Genomic DNA, 17,009 nt, shown 5'->3' on the forward strand with positions numbered 1-17,009 from the left:
GCCGCATGCCCCGCTGGGAGTACCTCACCACCCCGTTGATCATCCACAACACGACGGCGATCCTGAACAACTTCGGCCAGGACGGCTGGGAGTTGGTGCAGGTGGTGCAGGGTCCCGAGGGCGGGCTCGTGGCGTACCTCAAGCGTCCGCTGACGTCGGCGTGAACGTCGACGCGCGGCTGGCCGAACTCGGCATCACCCTGCCGGAGGTCGCCGCCCCGGTCGCGTCCTACGTCCCCGCCGTCGTGGCCCAGGGCTTCGTGTACACCTCCGGGCAGCTGCCGTTCGTCGACGGAGCGCTCCCGGTCAGCGGCAAGGTCGGCGCGCAGGTCACCGCGGACGTCGCCCGGGACCAGGCACGCCAGTGCGCCCTCAACGCCCTCGCCGCGGCGCGTGCCGCGATCGGGTCGCTCGACCGCGTGGCTCGCGTGGTCAAGGTGACGGGGTTCGTCGCCTCCGACCCGTCCTTCACCGGGCAGCCCGGCGTCGTCAACGGCGCGTCGGACCTCCTCGGCGCGGTGTTCGGCGACGTCGGCGTGCACGCGCGCAGCGCCGTCGGGGTGGCGGTGCTGCCGCTCGACGCGCCCGTCGAGATCGAGCTCGTCCTCGAGCTCGCGGCCTGACACCGCCCGGGACGCCGCGAACCGACGCCGGGTACGCCGTGACCGGTCGGTGTGTTGGGGGAGACCGGCCACGGCGCCGCGCATCGCCGCAGGTGCGGTGACCGCCCGTCAGAGCGTCGTCCGCGCGGGCGCCGCGTCGTCACCATCCGGTCGTTGATCGGACAACGCGTGCGCTTCGCGGTCCCGCCGCAGCAGGGAGGTCCGTGCCCGTTCCGCGGGCCGGCTCGACCGGTCCGTCAGAGCAACTCCGTGATCCGTCGCATCACGTCGGCGTCCGCCAGCGTCGTCGTGTCCCCGACGCCCCGTCCTTCCGCGAGGTCGCGGAGCAGCCGCCGCATGATCTTGCCCGACCGGGTCTTCGGCAGTTCCGGCACGACGACGACCTGACGCGGGCGGGCGATCGCGCCGATCCGCGTGGCGACGAAGGTGCGGAGTTCCGCGGCCACGGCCTCCCGGTCGACATCGTCGGCGGACGCCCGCAGGATGACGAAGGCGACGATCGCCTGTCCGGTGGTCGGGTCGGTGGCGCCGACCACGGCCGCCTCGGCGACCGCCTGGTGCTCGACGAGCGCCGACTCGATCTCGGCGGTGGAGAGGCGATGCCCCGACACGTTCATGACGTCGTCCACCCGGCCCAGCAGCCAGAGGTCGCCCTCGCCGTCGAGCCGTGCGCCGTCACCGGCGAAGTAGCGGCCGGGGAACCGCGACCAGTAGGTCGTGACGAACCGCTCCGGGTCGTTCCAGATGCCCCGCGCCATCGACGGCCACGGCTCCGTGATCGTGAGGTAGCCGCTCCCGCCTCGCGGCACGACCGCTCCGTCCTCGTCGACGACCTCGGCGCTGATCCCGGGGATCGGCGTCTGCGCGGCTCCGGGCTTCAACCGCGTGACGCCGGGGAGGGCGGACACCATGATCGCGCCCGTCTCCGTCTGCCACCAGGTGTCGACGACCGGCGTGCGGTCGTGCCCGATGACCTGCCGGAACCAGTGCCAGGCCTCCGGGTTGATGGGTTCGCCGACCGAGCCGAGGAGCCGCAACGAGCCGAGATCGCGCTCGTCGGGGATCGCACGCCCGGCCTTCATCGCCGCGCGGACGGCGGTGGGTGCCGTGTAGAGGACGGTGACCCGGTACCGGTCGACGACGTCCCACCAGCGCCCGGGGCGCGGTTCGTCCGGGGTGCCTTCGTACAGCACCTGGGTGACGCCGTTCGCCAGGGGGCCGTACACGACGTAGCTGTGGCCGGTGATCCAGCCGATGTCCGCCGTGCACCAGTAGACGTCGCGGTCAGCGTGGATGTCGAACACGTTCCGGTGCGTCCAGGCCGCCTGGGTCAGGTAGCCGCCCGACGTGTGGACGATCCCCTTCGGGCGCCCCGTGGTGCCCGACGTGTACAGGATGAACAGCGGCTGCTCCGCGGGGAACGCCCGGGCCTCGTGCTCCGGGGAGGCGGCCGGCACGAGGTCGTGCCACCACAGGTCGCGATCGTCCTGCCACCCGACCGCGTTCCCGCCGCGGCGGACCACGACGACGTGCTCGACCGATCCGGTCCCCGGCCCGGCGAGGGCTTCGTCGACCGCGGGCTTGAGCGGGGCGACCGCGCCCTTCCGCCAGCCGCCGTCGGCCGTCACGACGACCTTCGCGCCGGCGTCCTCGATCCGGGCGCGGAGGCTCTCGGCGCTGAAGCCGCCGAACACCACCGAGTGCACGGCGCCGATCCTGGCGACCGCGAGCATCGTCACCACGGCCTCGGGGACGAGCGGCATGTACACGACGACCCGGTCGCCGACCCCGACGCCGAGGGACTCGAGGGCGTTCGCGGCGCGGCGGACCTCGTCGGTCAGTTCCGCGTAGGTGATGTCCCGTCGGTCGCCCGGCTCGCCCTCGAAGTGGATCGCGACCCGCTCGCCGTGCCCGTCCCGTACGTGCCGGTCGAGGCAGTTCTCGGCGACGTTGAGCGTGCCGTCCTCGAACCAGCGGACGAACGGTGCGTCCGAGGTGTCGACGGTCCGCGCGAACGGAGTCCGCCAGGTGAGGAGCTCGTGTGCCTGTCGGGCCCAGAACGCCGCCGGGTCCTCTCGTGCTGCGTCGTACACGTCGGGCTGCGCGATCGCGGTCGCGGAGAACTCCGGTGACGGGGGGAACCCGTCGTGGGGCGTGACCGGGGACTCGGCGGGAGTGGGCATCGGCGTCCTTTCGCATCGTCGCGACGGGTTGTGGCTGTTCGGGACACTACCGCGGACGACGACCGTCACGCGTCCGATCCTGTCGGTGCGGACAGACTGCCCTCGGAACGGTCGCGGTGCGCCCACGACGGTGTTGTCGTGGGGTACACTGGTGGTACCGGACTCGTTTCCGGGGGCAGCGGTCGGGATTCCCCCCAATCCTCCGTTGTCTGGCGGCACCCGTTCCCCCCAACTGGTGCCGCCCCTTTCTCTTCCTGGTGAGGGTCGACGCGGTCGAGGGCGACCGTGTGCCCTCGGGACGCCTCCCGATCGCCGCGCTGTACACAGAACGGTCGGTCTGGGGGCTCGGCGGACGTCGCCGCAGCGGTCCATCCCCGTCCGAGCCGAGCGGCTGACCCTCGCACCGACAGCGGTCGTCGACGCTGCTCGTCGTGCCTCGCGGCACCGTACGCCCGACCCGGGCCGCGACGACCGCGGGCGCGGACCGCACCCGCACAACGGGGTACAGATCGCGTCCCGTCGGTGCGCTCGTCACATACCTCCTCCACAGGTCGCGCCGCCTCGGAGTCATCCACCGCGGGTGCTGTCGAGCGATCGGCGCCCTCGGCGCCTGCGTACCGTTCCGCGGCATGCACGACACCGAGACGCCGCGTCCGCCCGGGGTGGCCTGGACGCAGGACGTGACACCGTTCGTTCCGTCCACGACGAGCGACGGACCGCCGCTGCTCGACTCCCGGCCCCGTCCGGACCGGCTCGTCGACTTCGACGAGCTCTACCCGCTCGTCGCCGATCCGCACATCACCGACGTGCTGGTGATCGGTGGCCGCGGAGTCTGGGTCGACGACGGGATCCGACTCCGATCCGTGGTGGGGATGGTGCTCCCGGAGGCCCGCACGCGGGAACTCGCCGTCCGCTTGGTGGCGCTGGGCGGTCGCCACGTCGACGAGTCCACGCCCTGCGCGGACGTCCACCACGTCGGCGGCATCCGCGTGCACGTCGTGCTCCGTCCGGTCGCCCACCACGGGACCGCGATCAGCATCCGGCTGCCGAGCACCGAGCAGCTCGGGCTGTCGGACCTCGAAGCGGCCGGGTTCTTCGCCAGCGTCGCCCGGACCGAGGTCGAGGACGCCGTGCGCGCGCGCCGGAACGTGCTCGTCAGCGGAGCGACCGGCAGCGGCAAGACCACCCTGCTCGGCGCGATGCTCGCACTCGTCCCGCACCACGAACGCATCCTCACGGTCGAGGACGTCGCCGAACTCCGCGTCGCTCACCCACACGTCGTCGCGCTGCAGGCCCGGCAGGCGAACGCGGAGGGTGCGGGCGCGATCGGGCTCGACCGGTTGATCCGCGAGGCCCTGCGGATGCGGCCGGACCGGATCGTCGTCGGCGAGTGTCGCGGAGCCGAGGTCCGGGAACTCATGAGCGCCCTCAACACCGGACACGACGGCGGCGCGGGCACGCTGCACGCGAACGGTGTGGCGGACGTCCCCGCGCGGCTCGAGGCCCTCGGCGCACTCGCCGGGCTCGGATCGGACGCGCTCGCGCGGCAGGCCGTCAGCGCGTTCGAGCGTGTGTTCCACGTCGGACGGACCGCCGGGACCCGGCGGCTCGAGGCGGTCGCGTCCCTGGCGCTCGACGGAAGCGGCCGACTGGTCGTCCGTCAGACGGTGCCGACGGCGGCGGCGCCGTGACCGGCCCGCACGACGCGACGACGACCTCCGGCGTCGCCCCCTCGCGTCTGGCCCGGGAGGCCCGTCCGCCCGACCGTCCCGCGGAGGTCGCCACCGCCACGGCGCGCGTGCTCGAACGGGTCGCGGCGTTGGTGGGCGGCGGGCTCGCACCGCGCCGTGCCTGGCGCATCGTGGCGGCGCGGGAACCCGCGATCGCACCGCTCGTCGTCGCGTGCGACGCCGGCGAGGACCTCGTCGCGGCGATCGCCAGGCTGCCCGGTCCTGCCTGGGCGCAGGTGGCCGCGATGTGGCGGGTCGCCGAGCGCATCGGCGCGCCCGCCGGTCCGGCGCTCGCCGCGGCCGCCGCGGCGTTCCGCGACGTCGCCGAGGGCGAACGTGCCGTGGAGGTGGCGCTCGCGGGTCCACGCGCGAGTGCTCGTGTCGTCCTCGCGCTGCCGCTGGTGGGCGTGCTCTTCGGGCTCCTCTCGGGTGCGGATGCGTTGCGCTTCCTCCTCCTGACACCGCTCGGTTGGGCGTCGATCGTCGTCGCCGTCGGGCTGGTGGCGCTCGCGAGGGCCTGGACTGGCGCCCTCGTCCGTCGGGCCCGGCCGGACGGGCCCGTGCCGGGGCTCGTCCTCGAGACCTGGGCGATCGCGGTCTCGGGCGGTGCGGCGTGGTCGACCGCCGAACGGGTGGTCGCCGAGTCGGTCGTGCCGCCTCCGGACGCCGAGGCCCGCGCGGCCGCCGAGACCCTGGCCGTCGCTGCGGAGGCGGGCGTGCCCGCGGCGGCACTGCTCCGCACGAGCGCACTGGACGTCCGACGTCGCGTGGTCGCCGACCGTCTGGCTGCGGCGGAGCGGTTGAACGCCCAGCTCGTCGTGCCGCTGGGGCTGTGTGTCCTGCCGGCGTTCGTCCTCGTCGGCGTCGTCCCGGTCGTCGTCGGCATCGCGTCGTCCACCATCGCCGCCGTCACGTGATCGTCCACAAGCCGGGCGACGGCGACGTGGGCGACGACGCTGGGCCGCGATGATCAGAGCCGACACCGCGGGCGGGGGCCCGCGGTCGACCCGGGCGGACGACACGGCCGCCCGGGTGCCGGATGACCGATGTGTGCATGACAGAGAGGAACGACGATGGTGGTCGACGGGGGACGGACACGGCGGGACGCACGGCGGGCTCGGGCCCGGCGGACGACGCGGTGGGGGCGGTGGTGGTCTCGGGCGGCCGGGGAGCGAGGCTCGGCCACGGCGGAGTACGCGGTGGTGGTGCTGGCGGCGGTGGCGTTCGCAGGGGTGCTCGTGGCAGTGGTGCGGTCGGGGGCCGTCCAGTCCCTCCTCAGTGGCATCATCAGCGACGCGCTCTCGCTGTGACGTCCCCGCCCGGTGGGGAGCGCGGATCGGTGACGGTCGAGTTCGCCGTCGCGCTCCCCGTCGTCACGGTCGTGCTGGGGCTCGTGCTCGGCGGCGTGGTGCTGGCCGGCGAGCAGGCCCGGATGCAGGTCGCCGCGGCCGTGGCGGCGCGCGCCGCGGCTCGTGGGGACGGTGCGGCGGCTGCAGGCGCGGCCGGTGCCCTCGCTCCAGGCGCCGCGGTCCGGTTCGAGTTCCCGTCCGGACTCGTGTGCGCGGTGCTCCGAGCGGATCGTCGGATGGGACCGATGCCCGCGGTGGCGGTGTCGGCGCGCGGGTGTGCCGCAGCGGGCGGGCGATGACCGGGCCACCCCGGGCGCGAGCGGCGCATCCCGACGCCCGGGACGACCGCGGCGCGGTGACGATCGTGCTGGTCGCCACGGTGCTCGCCACGGTCCTCCTGTCGACCGCGGTGCTCGCCGGGATCCGGCGCGGCGTGGACGCCCTCCACGTCGCGACCGCGGCGGACTCGGCGGCGGTCGCCGGCGCGGCCGCCGCCGTCGGACTCGTTCCGGGACCGCCCTGCGACGCGGTGTCGAACGTCGCCCGCGTCGAGGGCACGGACGTCGAACGGTGCGACGTCGACGGCGCGACGGTGACGGTCCGCCTCCGGGCCGTCGGACCGCTCGTCCCGACGGCGGCGACGGCACGTGCGGGTCCCGCCGCCGTCCCCGGACGACGCCCGGGCAGCACCCCGGCCTCACCACACAGCGGCGCACGCGAGCGGCGGAAGCCGCCGGTCGTGTGTGTATGGTGTGCCTGTCGGTCCGCCACCCACCGACACCCACGGTCCTTCGAGCGCCGCTCGTCGCGCGACGACCGCCCGCAGCATTCGATCAAGGAGTCACGTGCCAGGCACGAAGAAGCTCGTGATCGTCGAGAGCCCCGCGAAGGCGAAGACGATCGCCCAGTACCTCGGCGACGGGTACGAGGTCCAGGCATCCGTCGGTCACATCCGTGACCTCGTGGAGCCCAAGAACCTCCCGGCCGACAAGAAGAAGGGCTCGCTCGGCAAGTTCTCCGTCGACGTCGAGAACGGGTTCGAGCCCTACTACGTCGTCTCCGACGCGAAGAAGAAGACGGTCACCGAGCTCAAGCGCGCGTTGAAGGACGCCGACGAGCTCTACCTCGCCACTGATGAGGACCGCGAGGGTGAAGCGATCGCCTGGCACCTGCTCGAGGTCCTCAAGCCGAAGGTCCCCGTCAAGCGCATGGTGTTCCACGAGATCACGAAGGAGGCCATCCAGCGCGCGAAGGAGGCCACCCGAGACCTCGACACCGCGCTCGTCGACGCGCAGGAGACCCGCCGGATCCTGGACCGCCTGTACGGGTACGAGGTCTCCCCGGTCCTGTGGCGCAAGGTCGGCCCGGGCCTGTCCGCCGGCCGCGTGCAGTCGGCGGCCACCCGGCTCGTGGTCGACCGCGAGCGCGAACGGCTCGCCTTCGTGTCGGTGAACTACTGGGATCTCACCGCGCGGTTCGCGAAGGACGCGTCGGTGTTCCCGGCCCGCCTCGCGCGGCTCAACGGCACCCGCGTCGCCGCTGGCCGTGACTTCGACGACCGCGGCAACGCCACCTCGGACGCCGTCCGGCTCGACGAGGCCTCGGCGAACGGCCTCGCGTCGGTGCTCCAGCAGGCCGGCGATGCGGTCGTCCGCAGCGTCGAGTCCAAGCCGTACACACGTCGTCCCGCGGCGCCCTTCACGACGTCGACCCTCCAGCAAGAGGCAGCCCGCAAGCTGCGGTTCAGCGCGCGGCAGACCATGAGCGTCGCGCAGTCGCTGTACGAGAACGGGCACATCACCTACATGCGGACCGACTCCGCGTCGCTCTCGCAGCAGGCCGTCACCGCCGCGCGCAAGCAGGCGGCCGAGCTCTACGGTTCGGACACCGTCCCGGACAAGCCACGCACGTACGCGGGCAAGAGCAAGAACGCCCAAGAGGCCCACGAGGCCATCCGGCCGGCGGGCGACACGTTCCGGACGCCCAGCCAGATGGAGGGCGTGCTCCGCGGCAACGACTGGAAGCTCTACGACCTCATCTGGAAGCGGACGGTCGCATCGCAGATGGCCGACGCCAAGGGCTCCACGGCCTCCGTGGTGATCGGGATCGCCGCACCCGAGGCCGTCGAGGGGCTGGCGGTCACGCAGGGCGGGACGGACGCCGAGTTCACCGCGTCGGGCACGGTCATCACCTTCCGCGGGTTCCTCAACGCCTACGAGGAGGGTCGTGACGAGGACCGGCACGACGCGAGCGACGCGGCCGACACGTCGCTCCCGCAGGTGGCGGAGCGCGACCACCTCGGCGTCGAGGGCATCGAGGCCAAGGGCCACGACACGTCGGCGCCGCCGCGGTACACCGAGGCGAGCCTCGTCAAGGCGCTCGAGGAGCTCGGCATCGGCCGTCCGTCCACGTACGCCGCGATCCTGTCGACGATCGTCGACCGCGGGTACGTCACGCCGCGCGGCAGTGCGCTCGTTCCCAGCTGGATCGCCTTCAGCGTCGTCCGGCTGCTCGAGGAGTACTTCCACGACCTCGTCGAGTACGACTTCACCGCCGAGATGGAGGGCGATCTCGACCGGATCGCGGACGGTGAGGCCGACCGGGTCGATTGGCTCAACGGCTTCTACTTCGGCACCGACGCCCAGCGTGGCCTCCGTGGTGTCATCGACAACCTCGGCGAGATCGACGCGCGCGAGATCAACTCCGTCCAGCTCGCGCCCGACCTGACGCTGCGGATCGGCAAGTACGGCCCCTACATCGAGGCGCCGAGTGACGACCCCGAGCAGCCCCGTCGTGTGAACGTGCCCGAGGAGCTCGCACCCGACGAGCTGACGGCCGAGAAGGCGCGCGAGCTGATCGAGGCGCCCGTCGTGGGGGACCGCGTGGTCGGCATCAACCCCGCGACCGGCAAGGAGGTCCTGGCGAAGGACGGCCGGTTCGGGCCCTACGTGACCGAGCGGACGCCGGAACCCGAGGCCGAGGTCGACCAGGCCACCGGCGAGGTCCGGGCGTCGACGGCAGCAGACGCTGCCGAGGGCACGACGACGACCGCGACGGCGCCGAAGCGCACCACGAAGAAGGCAGCGCCCCCGAAGGAGCGCACGGCCTCGCTGTTCAAGTCGATGGACCCGCAGACCATCGACCTCGAGACCGCCCTCAAGCTGCTCGACCTCCCGCGCGTGGTCGGGACGGATCCGGAGTCGGGCGAGGAGATCACGGCGCAGAACGGCCGCTACGGCCCCTACCTCAAGAAGGCCGCCGACACGCGGACGCTCCCGAGCGAGGACGCCATCTTCGACATCGACCTGCCCGGGGCCCTCGAGCTCTTCGCACAGCCGAAGTACGGCGCGCGTCGAGCGTCGAGCGCGCTCAAGGAGTTCGAGGCGGACCCGGTGAGCGGCAAGCCGATCAGGGTCAAGGACGGCCGCTTCGGGCCGTACGTCACCGACGGCGAGACGAACGCGACCATCCCCCGCGGCGAGGACGTCGAGGCGGTCGACTTCGACCGGGCGGTCCAGCTGCTCGCGGACAAGCGCGCGAAGGGCCCGGCGAAGCCCCGCGCCAAGGCCACCCGGAAGCCCGCCACCAAGAAGAAGTGAGCGCGTCGGGCCGGACCGGCCGCGGACGGTTCATCACCCTCGAGGGCGGCGACGGCGCGGGCAAGAGCACGCAGGCGGCCCTCCTCGAGGACTGGCTGACCGAGGGTGGCCGGACCGTCGTGCGCACCCGCGAGCCGGGCGGCACCGCGCTGGGCGAGCGCATCCGCGAGATGGTCCTGCACGAGCGTGGGCACGTCGCCCCGCGGGCCGAGGCGCTGCTCTACGCCGCCGACCGGGCACACCACGTCGAGACCGTCGTCCGGCCGGCGCTCGCCCGGGGCGACGTCGTGGTGCAGGACCGCTACATCGACTCGTCGGTGGCCTACCAGGGCGTCGCGCGATCGCTCGGCGCCGACCGGGTCCGAGCGGTCTCGGACTGGGCCGCGGACGGCCTGACCCCGGACCTGACGGTGCTGCTCGACCTCGACCCCGTCGTCGGCCGCCGTCGGGTGGCCGCCGCACGGGGGACGCTGGACCGACTCGAGTCGGAGGCGACCGCGTTCCACACCGCGGTGCGCGACGCCTTCCTCGCCATGGCCCGAGCCGAGCCGGACCGGTTCCTCGTGCTCGACGCCACACGCCCCGTGGAGGAACTGGCGGGGGCGGTGCGCGCTCGGGTCGCGCAGGTGCTCGGAGCGGCGGCGTGACCTCCCGCGATCGCTCCGCGCTGTCGGTGGCCGATGAGAGCGTGTCCCGGTGAGCGTGTGGGACGGGCTGACCGGCCAGGCGGACGCGGTCGCCGCGCTCCGAGCGGCGGCCGAGGCCCCCGAAGGCAGCGGGAGCATGACGCACTCGTGGCTCATCACCGGGCCTCCCGGCTCCGGGCGGTCGAACGTGGCGCTCGCGTTCGCCGCGGCGCTCGTGGGTGACGGCCCCGACGACGACCGAGCACTGATGCAGGTCACCGCCCGGACGCACCCGGACGTCGCGGTCCTGTCGACGCAACGGGTGATCATCACCATCGACGAGATCCGCTCGCTCGTGACGGGGTCGCACTACGCGCCGTCGGTGGGTCGGCACCGCGTCGTGATCGTCGAGGACGCCGACCGGATGACCGAGCGCACCTCGAACCTCCTGCTCAAGGCGCTCGAGGAGCCCCCGGAGCGGACGGTCTGGATCCTCTGCGCCCCGAGTGAGGCCGACCTCATCCCGACCATCCGCTCGCGGGTGCGGTCCGTGCGCCTCCGGGTCCCGGACGTCGCGTCGGTGGCCGACCTCATCGTCGCCCGCACCGGCGTCGACCGCACCCTCGCGGTCGACGCGGCCCGGCAAGCGCAGAGCCACATCGGGATGGCGCAGCGTCTGGCCACGAGCGCCGAGGCGCGGGACCGCCGTCGCCGCACCCTCGAGACCGTGCTCGCCGTCCGGAGTGTCGGGGACGCGGTGGTCGCCGCGGCCGACCTGCTCGCCGTGGCGGACGAGGACGCCAAGGCCATCACGCAGGAGAAGGACGCCGAGGAGCGTGACGCGGCGCTCCGGTCGCTCGGCGTGGAGCCGGGCGGGACGGTGCCGCCGGCGCTCCGCGGACAGCTGCGTGGGCTCGAGGAGGACCAGAAGCGGCGCGCCACCCGGAGCCTCCGCGACGGCCTCGACCGCATCCTCGTCGACGTCATGTCCCTGTACCGCGACCTGTTGTTGCTCGGTCTCGGCGCGCCCGTCGAGCCCGTGAACGCGTCGATGCAGGCGGACCTCGATCGTGCGCTCGCATCGGTGCCTCCCGCGTCCGCGCTCGAGGTGCTCGACGCGGTCGCCCTCGCCCGAGACCGCATCGCCGCGAACGTGGCGGCGCTCCTGGCGCTGGAGGCGCTCATGGTGACGATCGCGCGGGCCGTCCGCTGATGCACGGACGCCCTCGGCGGACGACCGTCGCCGACCGCACCGCCTCTGGGATGATCAGACGATGAGCGACACCGAGCCGGGCCTGCGCGAACGCAAGCGTCGGGCGACCCATCTGGCCATCCAGCAGGCGGCGATCCGGATCGCGCTCGAGCAGGGCCTCGCCGCGGTGACCGTCGACGAGATCTCGCGGCGCGCGGACGTCTCGCCACGCACGTTCTTCAACTACTTCCCGAACAAGGAGCAAGCGCTCCAGGGTGACGATCCCTCATTACCCGACGATGCGATCCTGGTTGAGTTCGCGGCTGGCGGTCCGACCGGCTCGTTGCTGTCGGACGTCGGCTCGCTCCTGATCCACTCGACGCAGGAACTCATCGCCGACCGCGAGCTGCTGCCGGAGCGGCAGCGCCTGTTCAAGGAGCACCCCCAGCTCTTCAGTCAGCGCATGGCGTCGATGAAGGAGTTCCAGGCGCAGCTCTCGGCGGTCGTGGAACGACGGCTCCTGCGTGACCACCCCGATGGCGACCCGGTCGTGCTCGCTCGGCGCTCGACGCTCGTGGCGTTCGTCGCACTCGCGGCGGTGCGGCAGGCGTGGTCGCAGTGGTCGGCGGACGAGGACGCGACCCTGGTGGACAGCATCGAGACCGCGTTCGCGGACCTCGCCGTGCTCGTTTCGCGCACACCCGCCTGATCCGCTACAGTTGACACCCGTGCCGCTCCGGATCCGGAGCGTCCGCCGCCTTAGCTCAGTCGGCAGAGCGATTCACTCGTAATGAATAGGTCGTCGGTTCGATTCCGACAGGCGGCTCGATCGAGGCCCACATCCCCACGTCGGGGTGTGGGCCTCTTCGTCGTGAGCGGTGGTCCGCGGCGCGCTGCGCACACGTCCGTCGCGGTCCCGGTAGACAGGGACCATGACGGTTCGCTGGGGCGTGATCGGGACGGGCGGCATCGCTCGCTCCTTCGTGGAGGACGGCGCGGCGCTCGGGGTGCGCTTCACCGCGGTGGGGTCGCGGACGCGGGACCGAGCGCAGGCGTTCGCGGACGAGTACGGCATCGAGCACGCCCACGGCGACTACGACGCCCTGGTCGCCGACGACACCGTCGACGCGGTGTACGTCGCGACCCCGCACTCGGCACACGCCGAGGACGCCCTGCGGGCGATCGAGGCGGGCAAGCACGTGCTGGTGGAGAAGGCGTTCACGGTGAACGCGGCGGAGGCGCGACGGGTGGTGGACGCGGCACGAGCCGCCGGGGTCCTCGTCGTCGAGGCGATGTGGACGCGGTTCCTGCCGCAGGCGAGCCGGATCCGCCAGCTCGTGCACGAGGGTCGCATCGGACGGCCTCGTCTCGTCGAGGCGACGCACCACCAGGCCCTGCCGACGGACCCGCGGCACCGGCTGAACGACCCGGCGCTGGCCGGCGGTGCGCTGCTCGATCTCGGCGTCTACCCGCTGGCGTTCGCGGTCGACGCGCTCGGCGTGCCGGAGACGGTCGCGGCGGTGGGGTCCTTGAGCGATCAAGGTGTGGACACGCAGATGGGGCTCGTGCTCGGGCACCCGGACGGCGCGCAGTCGGTGCTGCACTTCGCGCTCGACCTGCGCAGCCCGAACGCGGCGTCGATCATCGGGGACGAAGGGCGGATCGACCTCGACCCGTCGTGGATCGGCCCGACGACCTACCGGCTGCGCGATCGGGACGGCCACGTGCTCGAGGAGTTCGACGGGCGTGAGGACCGCGTCGGCTACCACCACGAGGCGCGGGCGTTCGAGGAGATGATCGCGTCGGGTGACCACGAGGGCGGACCGATGCCGATCGAGCAGACCGTCGCGATCATGGAGGTCATGGACGAGGCGCGTCGGCAGGTCGGCGTGCGCTACCCGGGCGAGACGGACGACGCCACCGACACTGGCGCGGAGCCGACCCACCCGTAGAATCGTCGGCGATGTCCGACGACCTCGACGCGCCGAACCACGCCGACCACGTCCCCGCCGCCGACGCCCCGCACGGTGGGCGCGCGGCCTTGACGCGCCTCCGCGGTGCGGTCGCGCGACGCCCGATGCCGTGGGCGGTCGGCGCCTTCGTCGCGGTCCTCGTGCTCGGGTCCGGTGGCGCCGCCGCGATCGCGGCGGCGACGACACCCGGCGCCGGGAGGCCCGTGACCGGCGTGACGGCGGCGAGTGGCGCCTCCCGGTCCGGGCCTCCGGCGACGCGGTCGGCGACACCGACGCCGACGCCGACGGTGGCCGCCCGACCGGTGCCGACCGACCCCGCCGGTCCGACGGCGATCGGGACGTGCTCGGTCGCAGGGGCGGCCTCCGCCGCTGGTCTCGGTCAGTTCGAGGGCGTCGTCGTCGACGCCGCGACGGGCGAGACCCTGTTCGACCGGAGCGGCGGCACGCCCGCACGGACGGGGAGCGTCATGAAGACGCTCACGACCGCGACGGCGCTCGCCGACCTCGGAGCGGGCTACCGCATCCCGACCACGGTGGTCTCCGAGGGTGGCGGCACCGTCGCGATCGTCGGCCACGGTGACCCGACCCTCTCGGCGGGCGGGGCCACCGTCTACCCGGGGGCCCCGACGCTCGCGCAGTTGGCGCAACAGGTCAAGACGACGCTCGGCAGCACGCCCGTGACGACGATCGTCACCGACGACACGTACTGGAACGACGCGGACGCGTGGGACCCGACGTGGCCGGTCACCGAGCGGACCATCGGTTACCAGCCGGAGATCACCGCGCTCATGGTGGACGGTGACCGCGCCAGTCCCGGTCTCGCGACCTCCCCCCGGTCGACCGATCCCGTCGGCCGCGCTGGCGCGATGTTCCGCACCGCCCTGGCGAACGCGGGCGTGGTCGGTGCGGCGTCGGCGACGATCACGAAGCGTGCCACCACGGGCACGACGACCATCGCCGAGGTGCAGTCGCAGCCGGTGTCGACCCTGATCGGGCAGATGATCCCGAACTCCGACAACACGCTCGCCGAGATGCTCGCCCGGATCTCGTCGAAGGTGTCGGGGTCGAACGGCTCAGCGGCATCGCTGACCGGCGTGTACCGCGCGGCCCTGTCGACCTACGGCATCGACGCCTCGGCGATCACGATCAGGGACGGCTCGGGCGAGAGCGCCTCGAACGCCGTCGCACCAGCGCTCGTCGCGAAGCTCATGGTGCAGGTCGCGGGCGGGCAGAAGGGCCTCGGCGTGCTGGCGCAGTCGCTGCCGATCGCCGGTCGGACCGGGACGCTCGCCGGCCGCTTCACGGGGGCGAACGCGGTCGCCGCCGGCAAGGTGCACGCCAAGACGGGATGGATCGACACCGCGAACACACTCGGCGGGTACATGGACGCCGCGGACGGCACGCGGCTGACCTTCGCGTTCTACGCGCTCGGGTCGTCGCGGGCCGCCGCGTTGCCGGCGCTCGACGCGATCACCGCTGCGGTCTACCGATGCGGCGGCAAGCTCGCGAACACCTGACCGTGTGCGGCCGCAGACGGCGGCAGGGGACAGGATGGACGCATGACCAGAGCGCTCGTGATCGTGGACGTCCAGAACGACTTCACCGAGGGCGGCGCCCTCGGTGTGGACGGGGGTGCTGCGACGGCCGCGCGCATCACGACCTTCCTCGGGCGACACGCGGGCGACTACGACGTCATCGTCGCCTCGCGCGACTGGCACCACGGCGACGACGACAACGGCGGTCACTTCGCGTCGGGGGATCCGGACTACGTCACGACGTGGCCGGTGCACTGCGTGGCGGACACCTTCGGGGCCGAGTACCACCCGGACCTCGACACCGCACCGGTCGACATCCACGTGCGGAAGGGCATGGGGGAGCCGGCGTACTCCGCGTTCGAGGGCGTCGACGACCAGGGCCGGGGGCTCGTCGACCTGCTGTACGACCGGAAGGTGCACGCGCTCGACGTCGTCGGCATCGCGACGGATCACTGCGTCCGAGCGACCGCCCTCGACGGTGCCCGAGCCGGCCTCGACGTCTTCGTGTTCGAGGACCTCATCGCCGGGGTCGCGTCCGGACCGAGCGCGGCCGCGCTCGACGAGATCCGCGCGGCCGGTGGGCACGTCGGTCGGAGCGACGTCGGGGAGGGACTCGAGCGCACCGACGGTGCCCAGATCTGACGCGACCCCGAGGAGACGAGCATGAGCGACGGCACGGCCACGACCGCGCGCACGACCACGGCCACGACCGCCCCCACGACCACGATCGACGACGGCGTCGTCCGGGTGACGGACGTGCCGACGGGCCTGTTCATCGCGGGCGGATGGCGTGCCTCGTCGTCCGGCCGGACCTTCGACGTCCGCGACCCGTCGACGGGCGCCGTCATCGCCGCAGTGGCCGATGCCACCCCCGAGGACGCGATGGCGGCCCTCGACGCCGCGGTGGTCGCGCAGGACGCCTGGGCTGCGACCTCGCCCCGGGGGCGCTCCGACGTGCTCCGTCGCACGTTCGACCTGGTGCACGAGCACGCCGAGGACCTCGCGCGGCTGATGTCGCTCGAGATGGGCAAACCCCTGGCCGAGGCGCGCGGCGAGGTCGTGTACGGCGCCGAGTTCCTCCGGTGGTTCAGCGAGGAGGCCGTGCGCATCGGTGGCTCCTACGGCACGAACCCGGAGGGCACGGGTCGCGCGATCGTCCTGAAGCGCCCGGTCGGCCCGGTCTACGCGATCACGCCGTGGAACTTCCCCCTGGCGATGGCGACGCGGAAGATCGGGCCGGCGCTCGCGGCGGGCTGCACGATCGTCGTCAAACCCGCTGACCTCACACCCCTGACGACCCTGTACCTCGCGCGGCTGTTCGCCGAGGCCGGGCTGCCTGCCGGGGTGCTCGGTGTCGTGCCGACGTCGGACGCCCCGGCGCAGTCGGGGCCGCTCATCGCCGATCCGCGACTCCGGAAGCTCACGTTCACCGGGTCCACGCCCGTCGGCTCGGCACTGCTCAAGCTGGCGGCGGACAACGTGCTCCGGACGAGCATGGAGCTCGGCGGCAACGCGCCACTCGTGGTGTTCGACGACGCGGACCTCGAGACCGCCGTGTCCGCGGCGATGGCAGCGAAGTTCCGCAACGTGGGCGAGGCCTGCACGGCGGCGAACCGCTTCTTCGTGCAGGCCGGGATCGCCGATGCCTTCGTCACGGCGCTCACCGACCGCGTCCGCGGGTTCCGCATCGGCCGCGGGACCGAGGACGGCACGACCATGGGGCCGCTCATCGACGAGCGCTCGGTCGACAAGGCGGCGCGACTCGTCGCGGACGCCGTCGATCGCGGGGCGACCCTCGTGCTCGGCGGGGAGCGCGTGGACCGTCCGGGGACCTACTACGCCCCGACGGTGCTCGACACGGTCCAGCCCGGGTCCGCGATCCTGTCGACCGAGATCTTCGGGCCGGTCGTGGCGATCACCCGGTTCGACACCGAGGCCGAGGCCGTCCGGCTGGCGAACGACACCGAGTACGGTCTCGTCTCGTACGTGTTCACGAAGGACCTCGCGCGCGGCCAGCGCATGGCGGAGCGGCTCGAGTCGGGCATGGTCGGGTTGAACACGGGTGTCGTCTCGAACGCGGCGGCACCGTTCGGTGGTGTCAAGGCGTCGGGGCTCGGGCGTGAGGGTGCCCACGACGGTCTCGAGGAGTACCTCGAGACCGTGTACGTCCTGACGCCGGATCCGTTCGCCGCGCCCTGAC

Annotated in this window: 15 protein-coding genes and 1 tRNA gene; 15 read left to right on the forward strand and 1 reads right to left on the reverse strand. The window is 73.0% G+C overall.

From position 1 onward, the window contains the following. Window positions 1-5: 5 nt before the first annotated feature. Together DEI81_RS16500 and DEI81_RS16505 are read left to right on the forward strand one after the other, a co-directional pair. Window positions 6-164 (forward strand): DUF4177 domain-containing protein, encoded by a 159-nt coding sequence (locus tag DEI81_RS16500; protein ID WP_258368513.1) that lies wholly within the window; start codon window positions 6-8, stop codon window positions 162-164. Then, complete coding sequence (locus DEI81_RS16505; RefSeq protein WP_258368514.1) at window positions 161-622, forward strand: RidA family protein; 462 nt, start codon at window positions 161-163, stop codon at window positions 620-622. The genes DEI81_RS16500 and DEI81_RS16505 overlap by 4 nt, the downstream gene beginning before the upstream one ends. Window positions 623-858: 236 nt before the next feature. Here the strand turns inward: DEI81_RS16505 and acs are convergent, their stop codons facing one another. Continuing rightward, complete coding sequence (gene acs, locus DEI81_RS05320; RefSeq protein ID WP_111009478.1) at window positions 859-2,805, reverse strand: acetate--CoA ligase; 1,947 nt, start codon at window positions 2,803-2,805, stop codon at window positions 859-861. A gap of 629 nt (window positions 2,806-3,434) precedes the next feature. On the opposite strand from acs, the gene DEI81_RS05325 reads away from it, so the two are divergent. From DEI81_RS05325 to DEI81_RS05385, 13 genes are all read left to right on the forward strand, one after another. After that, window positions 3,435-4,496: a CpaF family protein gene (locus tag DEI81_RS05325; RefSeq protein WP_111009479.1), complete on the forward strand. Its 1,062-nt coding sequence runs from the start codon at window positions 3,435-3,437 to the stop codon at window positions 4,494-4,496. Beyond that, complete coding sequence (locus tag DEI81_RS05330; protein ID WP_111009480.1) at window positions 4,493-5,452, forward strand: type II secretion system F family protein; 960 nt, start codon at window positions 4,493-4,495, stop codon at window positions 5,450-5,452. The genes DEI81_RS05325 and DEI81_RS05330 overlap by 4 nt, the downstream gene beginning before the upstream one ends. Window positions 5,453-5,608: 156 nt before the next feature. Continuing rightward, on the forward strand, window positions 5,609-5,845 hold the full coding sequence (locus DEI81_RS05335) for a DUF4244 domain-containing protein (protein WP_111009481.1): 237 nt from the start codon (window positions 5,609-5,611) through the stop codon (window positions 5,843-5,845). Then, the gene (locus DEI81_RS05340) at window positions 5,842-6,183 is read left to right on the forward strand and encodes a TadE family type IV pilus minor pilin (RefSeq protein ID WP_111009482.1); all 342 of its coding nucleotides are present in this window, start codon (window positions 5,842-5,844) and stop codon (window positions 6,181-6,183) included. Before DEI81_RS05335 ends, DEI81_RS05340 begins: the two co-directional genes overlap by 4 nt. 546 nt (window positions 6,184-6,729) lie before the next feature. After that, the gene (gene topA / locus DEI81_RS05345; RefSeq protein ID WP_111009483.1) at window positions 6,730-9,483 is read left to right on the forward strand and encodes a type I DNA topoisomerase; all 2,754 of its coding nucleotides are present in this window, start codon (window positions 6,730-6,732) and stop codon (window positions 9,481-9,483) included. Beyond that, window positions 9,480-10,130 carry a dTMP kinase gene (tmk, locus tag DEI81_RS05350; protein WP_111009484.1) on the forward strand — a complete coding sequence of 217 codons (651 nt, stop codon included), beginning with the start codon at window positions 9,480-9,482 and terminating at the stop codon, window positions 10,128-10,130. Before topA ends, tmk begins: the two co-directional genes overlap by 4 nt. Window positions 10,131-10,179: 49 nt before the next feature. After that, complete coding sequence (locus DEI81_RS05355; RefSeq protein WP_111009485.1) at window positions 10,180-11,322, forward strand: DNA polymerase III subunit delta'; 1,143 nt, start codon at window positions 10,180-10,182, stop codon at window positions 11,320-11,322. A 61-nt stretch (window positions 11,323-11,383) separates the two neighbouring features. Continuing rightward, on the forward strand, window positions 11,384-12,010 hold the full coding sequence (locus DEI81_RS05360) for a TetR family transcriptional regulator (RefSeq protein WP_111009486.1): 627 nt from the start codon (window positions 11,384-11,386) through the stop codon (window positions 12,008-12,010). Window positions 12,011-12,054: 44 nt separating this feature from the next. Then, a tRNA-Thr gene (locus DEI81_RS05365) sits at window positions 12,055-12,127 on the forward strand. A 106-nt stretch (window positions 12,128-12,233) separates the two neighbouring features. Then, window positions 12,234-13,253, forward strand: a complete 1,020-nt coding sequence (locus DEI81_RS05370) for a Gfo/Idh/MocA family protein (protein ID WP_111009487.1) — start codon at window positions 12,234-12,236, stop codon at window positions 13,251-13,253. Between the two features lie 11 nt (window positions 13,254-13,264). Beyond that, window positions 13,265-14,791 (forward strand): D-alanyl-D-alanine carboxypeptidase/D-alanyl-D-alanine-endopeptidase, encoded by a 1,527-nt coding sequence (dacB, locus tag DEI81_RS05375; RefSeq protein ID WP_258368515.1) that lies wholly within the window; start codon window positions 13,265-13,267, stop codon window positions 14,789-14,791. Window positions 14,792-14,833: 42 nt separating this feature from the next. Then, complete coding sequence (locus DEI81_RS05380) at window positions 14,834-15,451, forward strand: isochorismatase family protein (protein WP_111009488.1); 618 nt, start codon at window positions 14,834-14,836, stop codon at window positions 15,449-15,451. A 21-nt stretch (window positions 15,452-15,472) separates the two neighbouring features. Beyond that, window positions 15,473-17,008: an NAD-dependent succinate-semialdehyde dehydrogenase gene (locus DEI81_RS05385; RefSeq protein ID WP_111009489.1), complete on the forward strand. Its 1,536-nt coding sequence runs from the start codon at window positions 15,473-15,475 to the stop codon at window positions 17,006-17,008. Window position 17,009: the final 1 nt, after the last annotated feature.

Source organism: Curtobacterium sp. MCBD17_013 (genome assembly GCF_003234565.1).
Lineage (GTDB): Bacteria > Actinomycetota > Actinomycetes > Actinomycetales > Microbacteriaceae > Curtobacterium.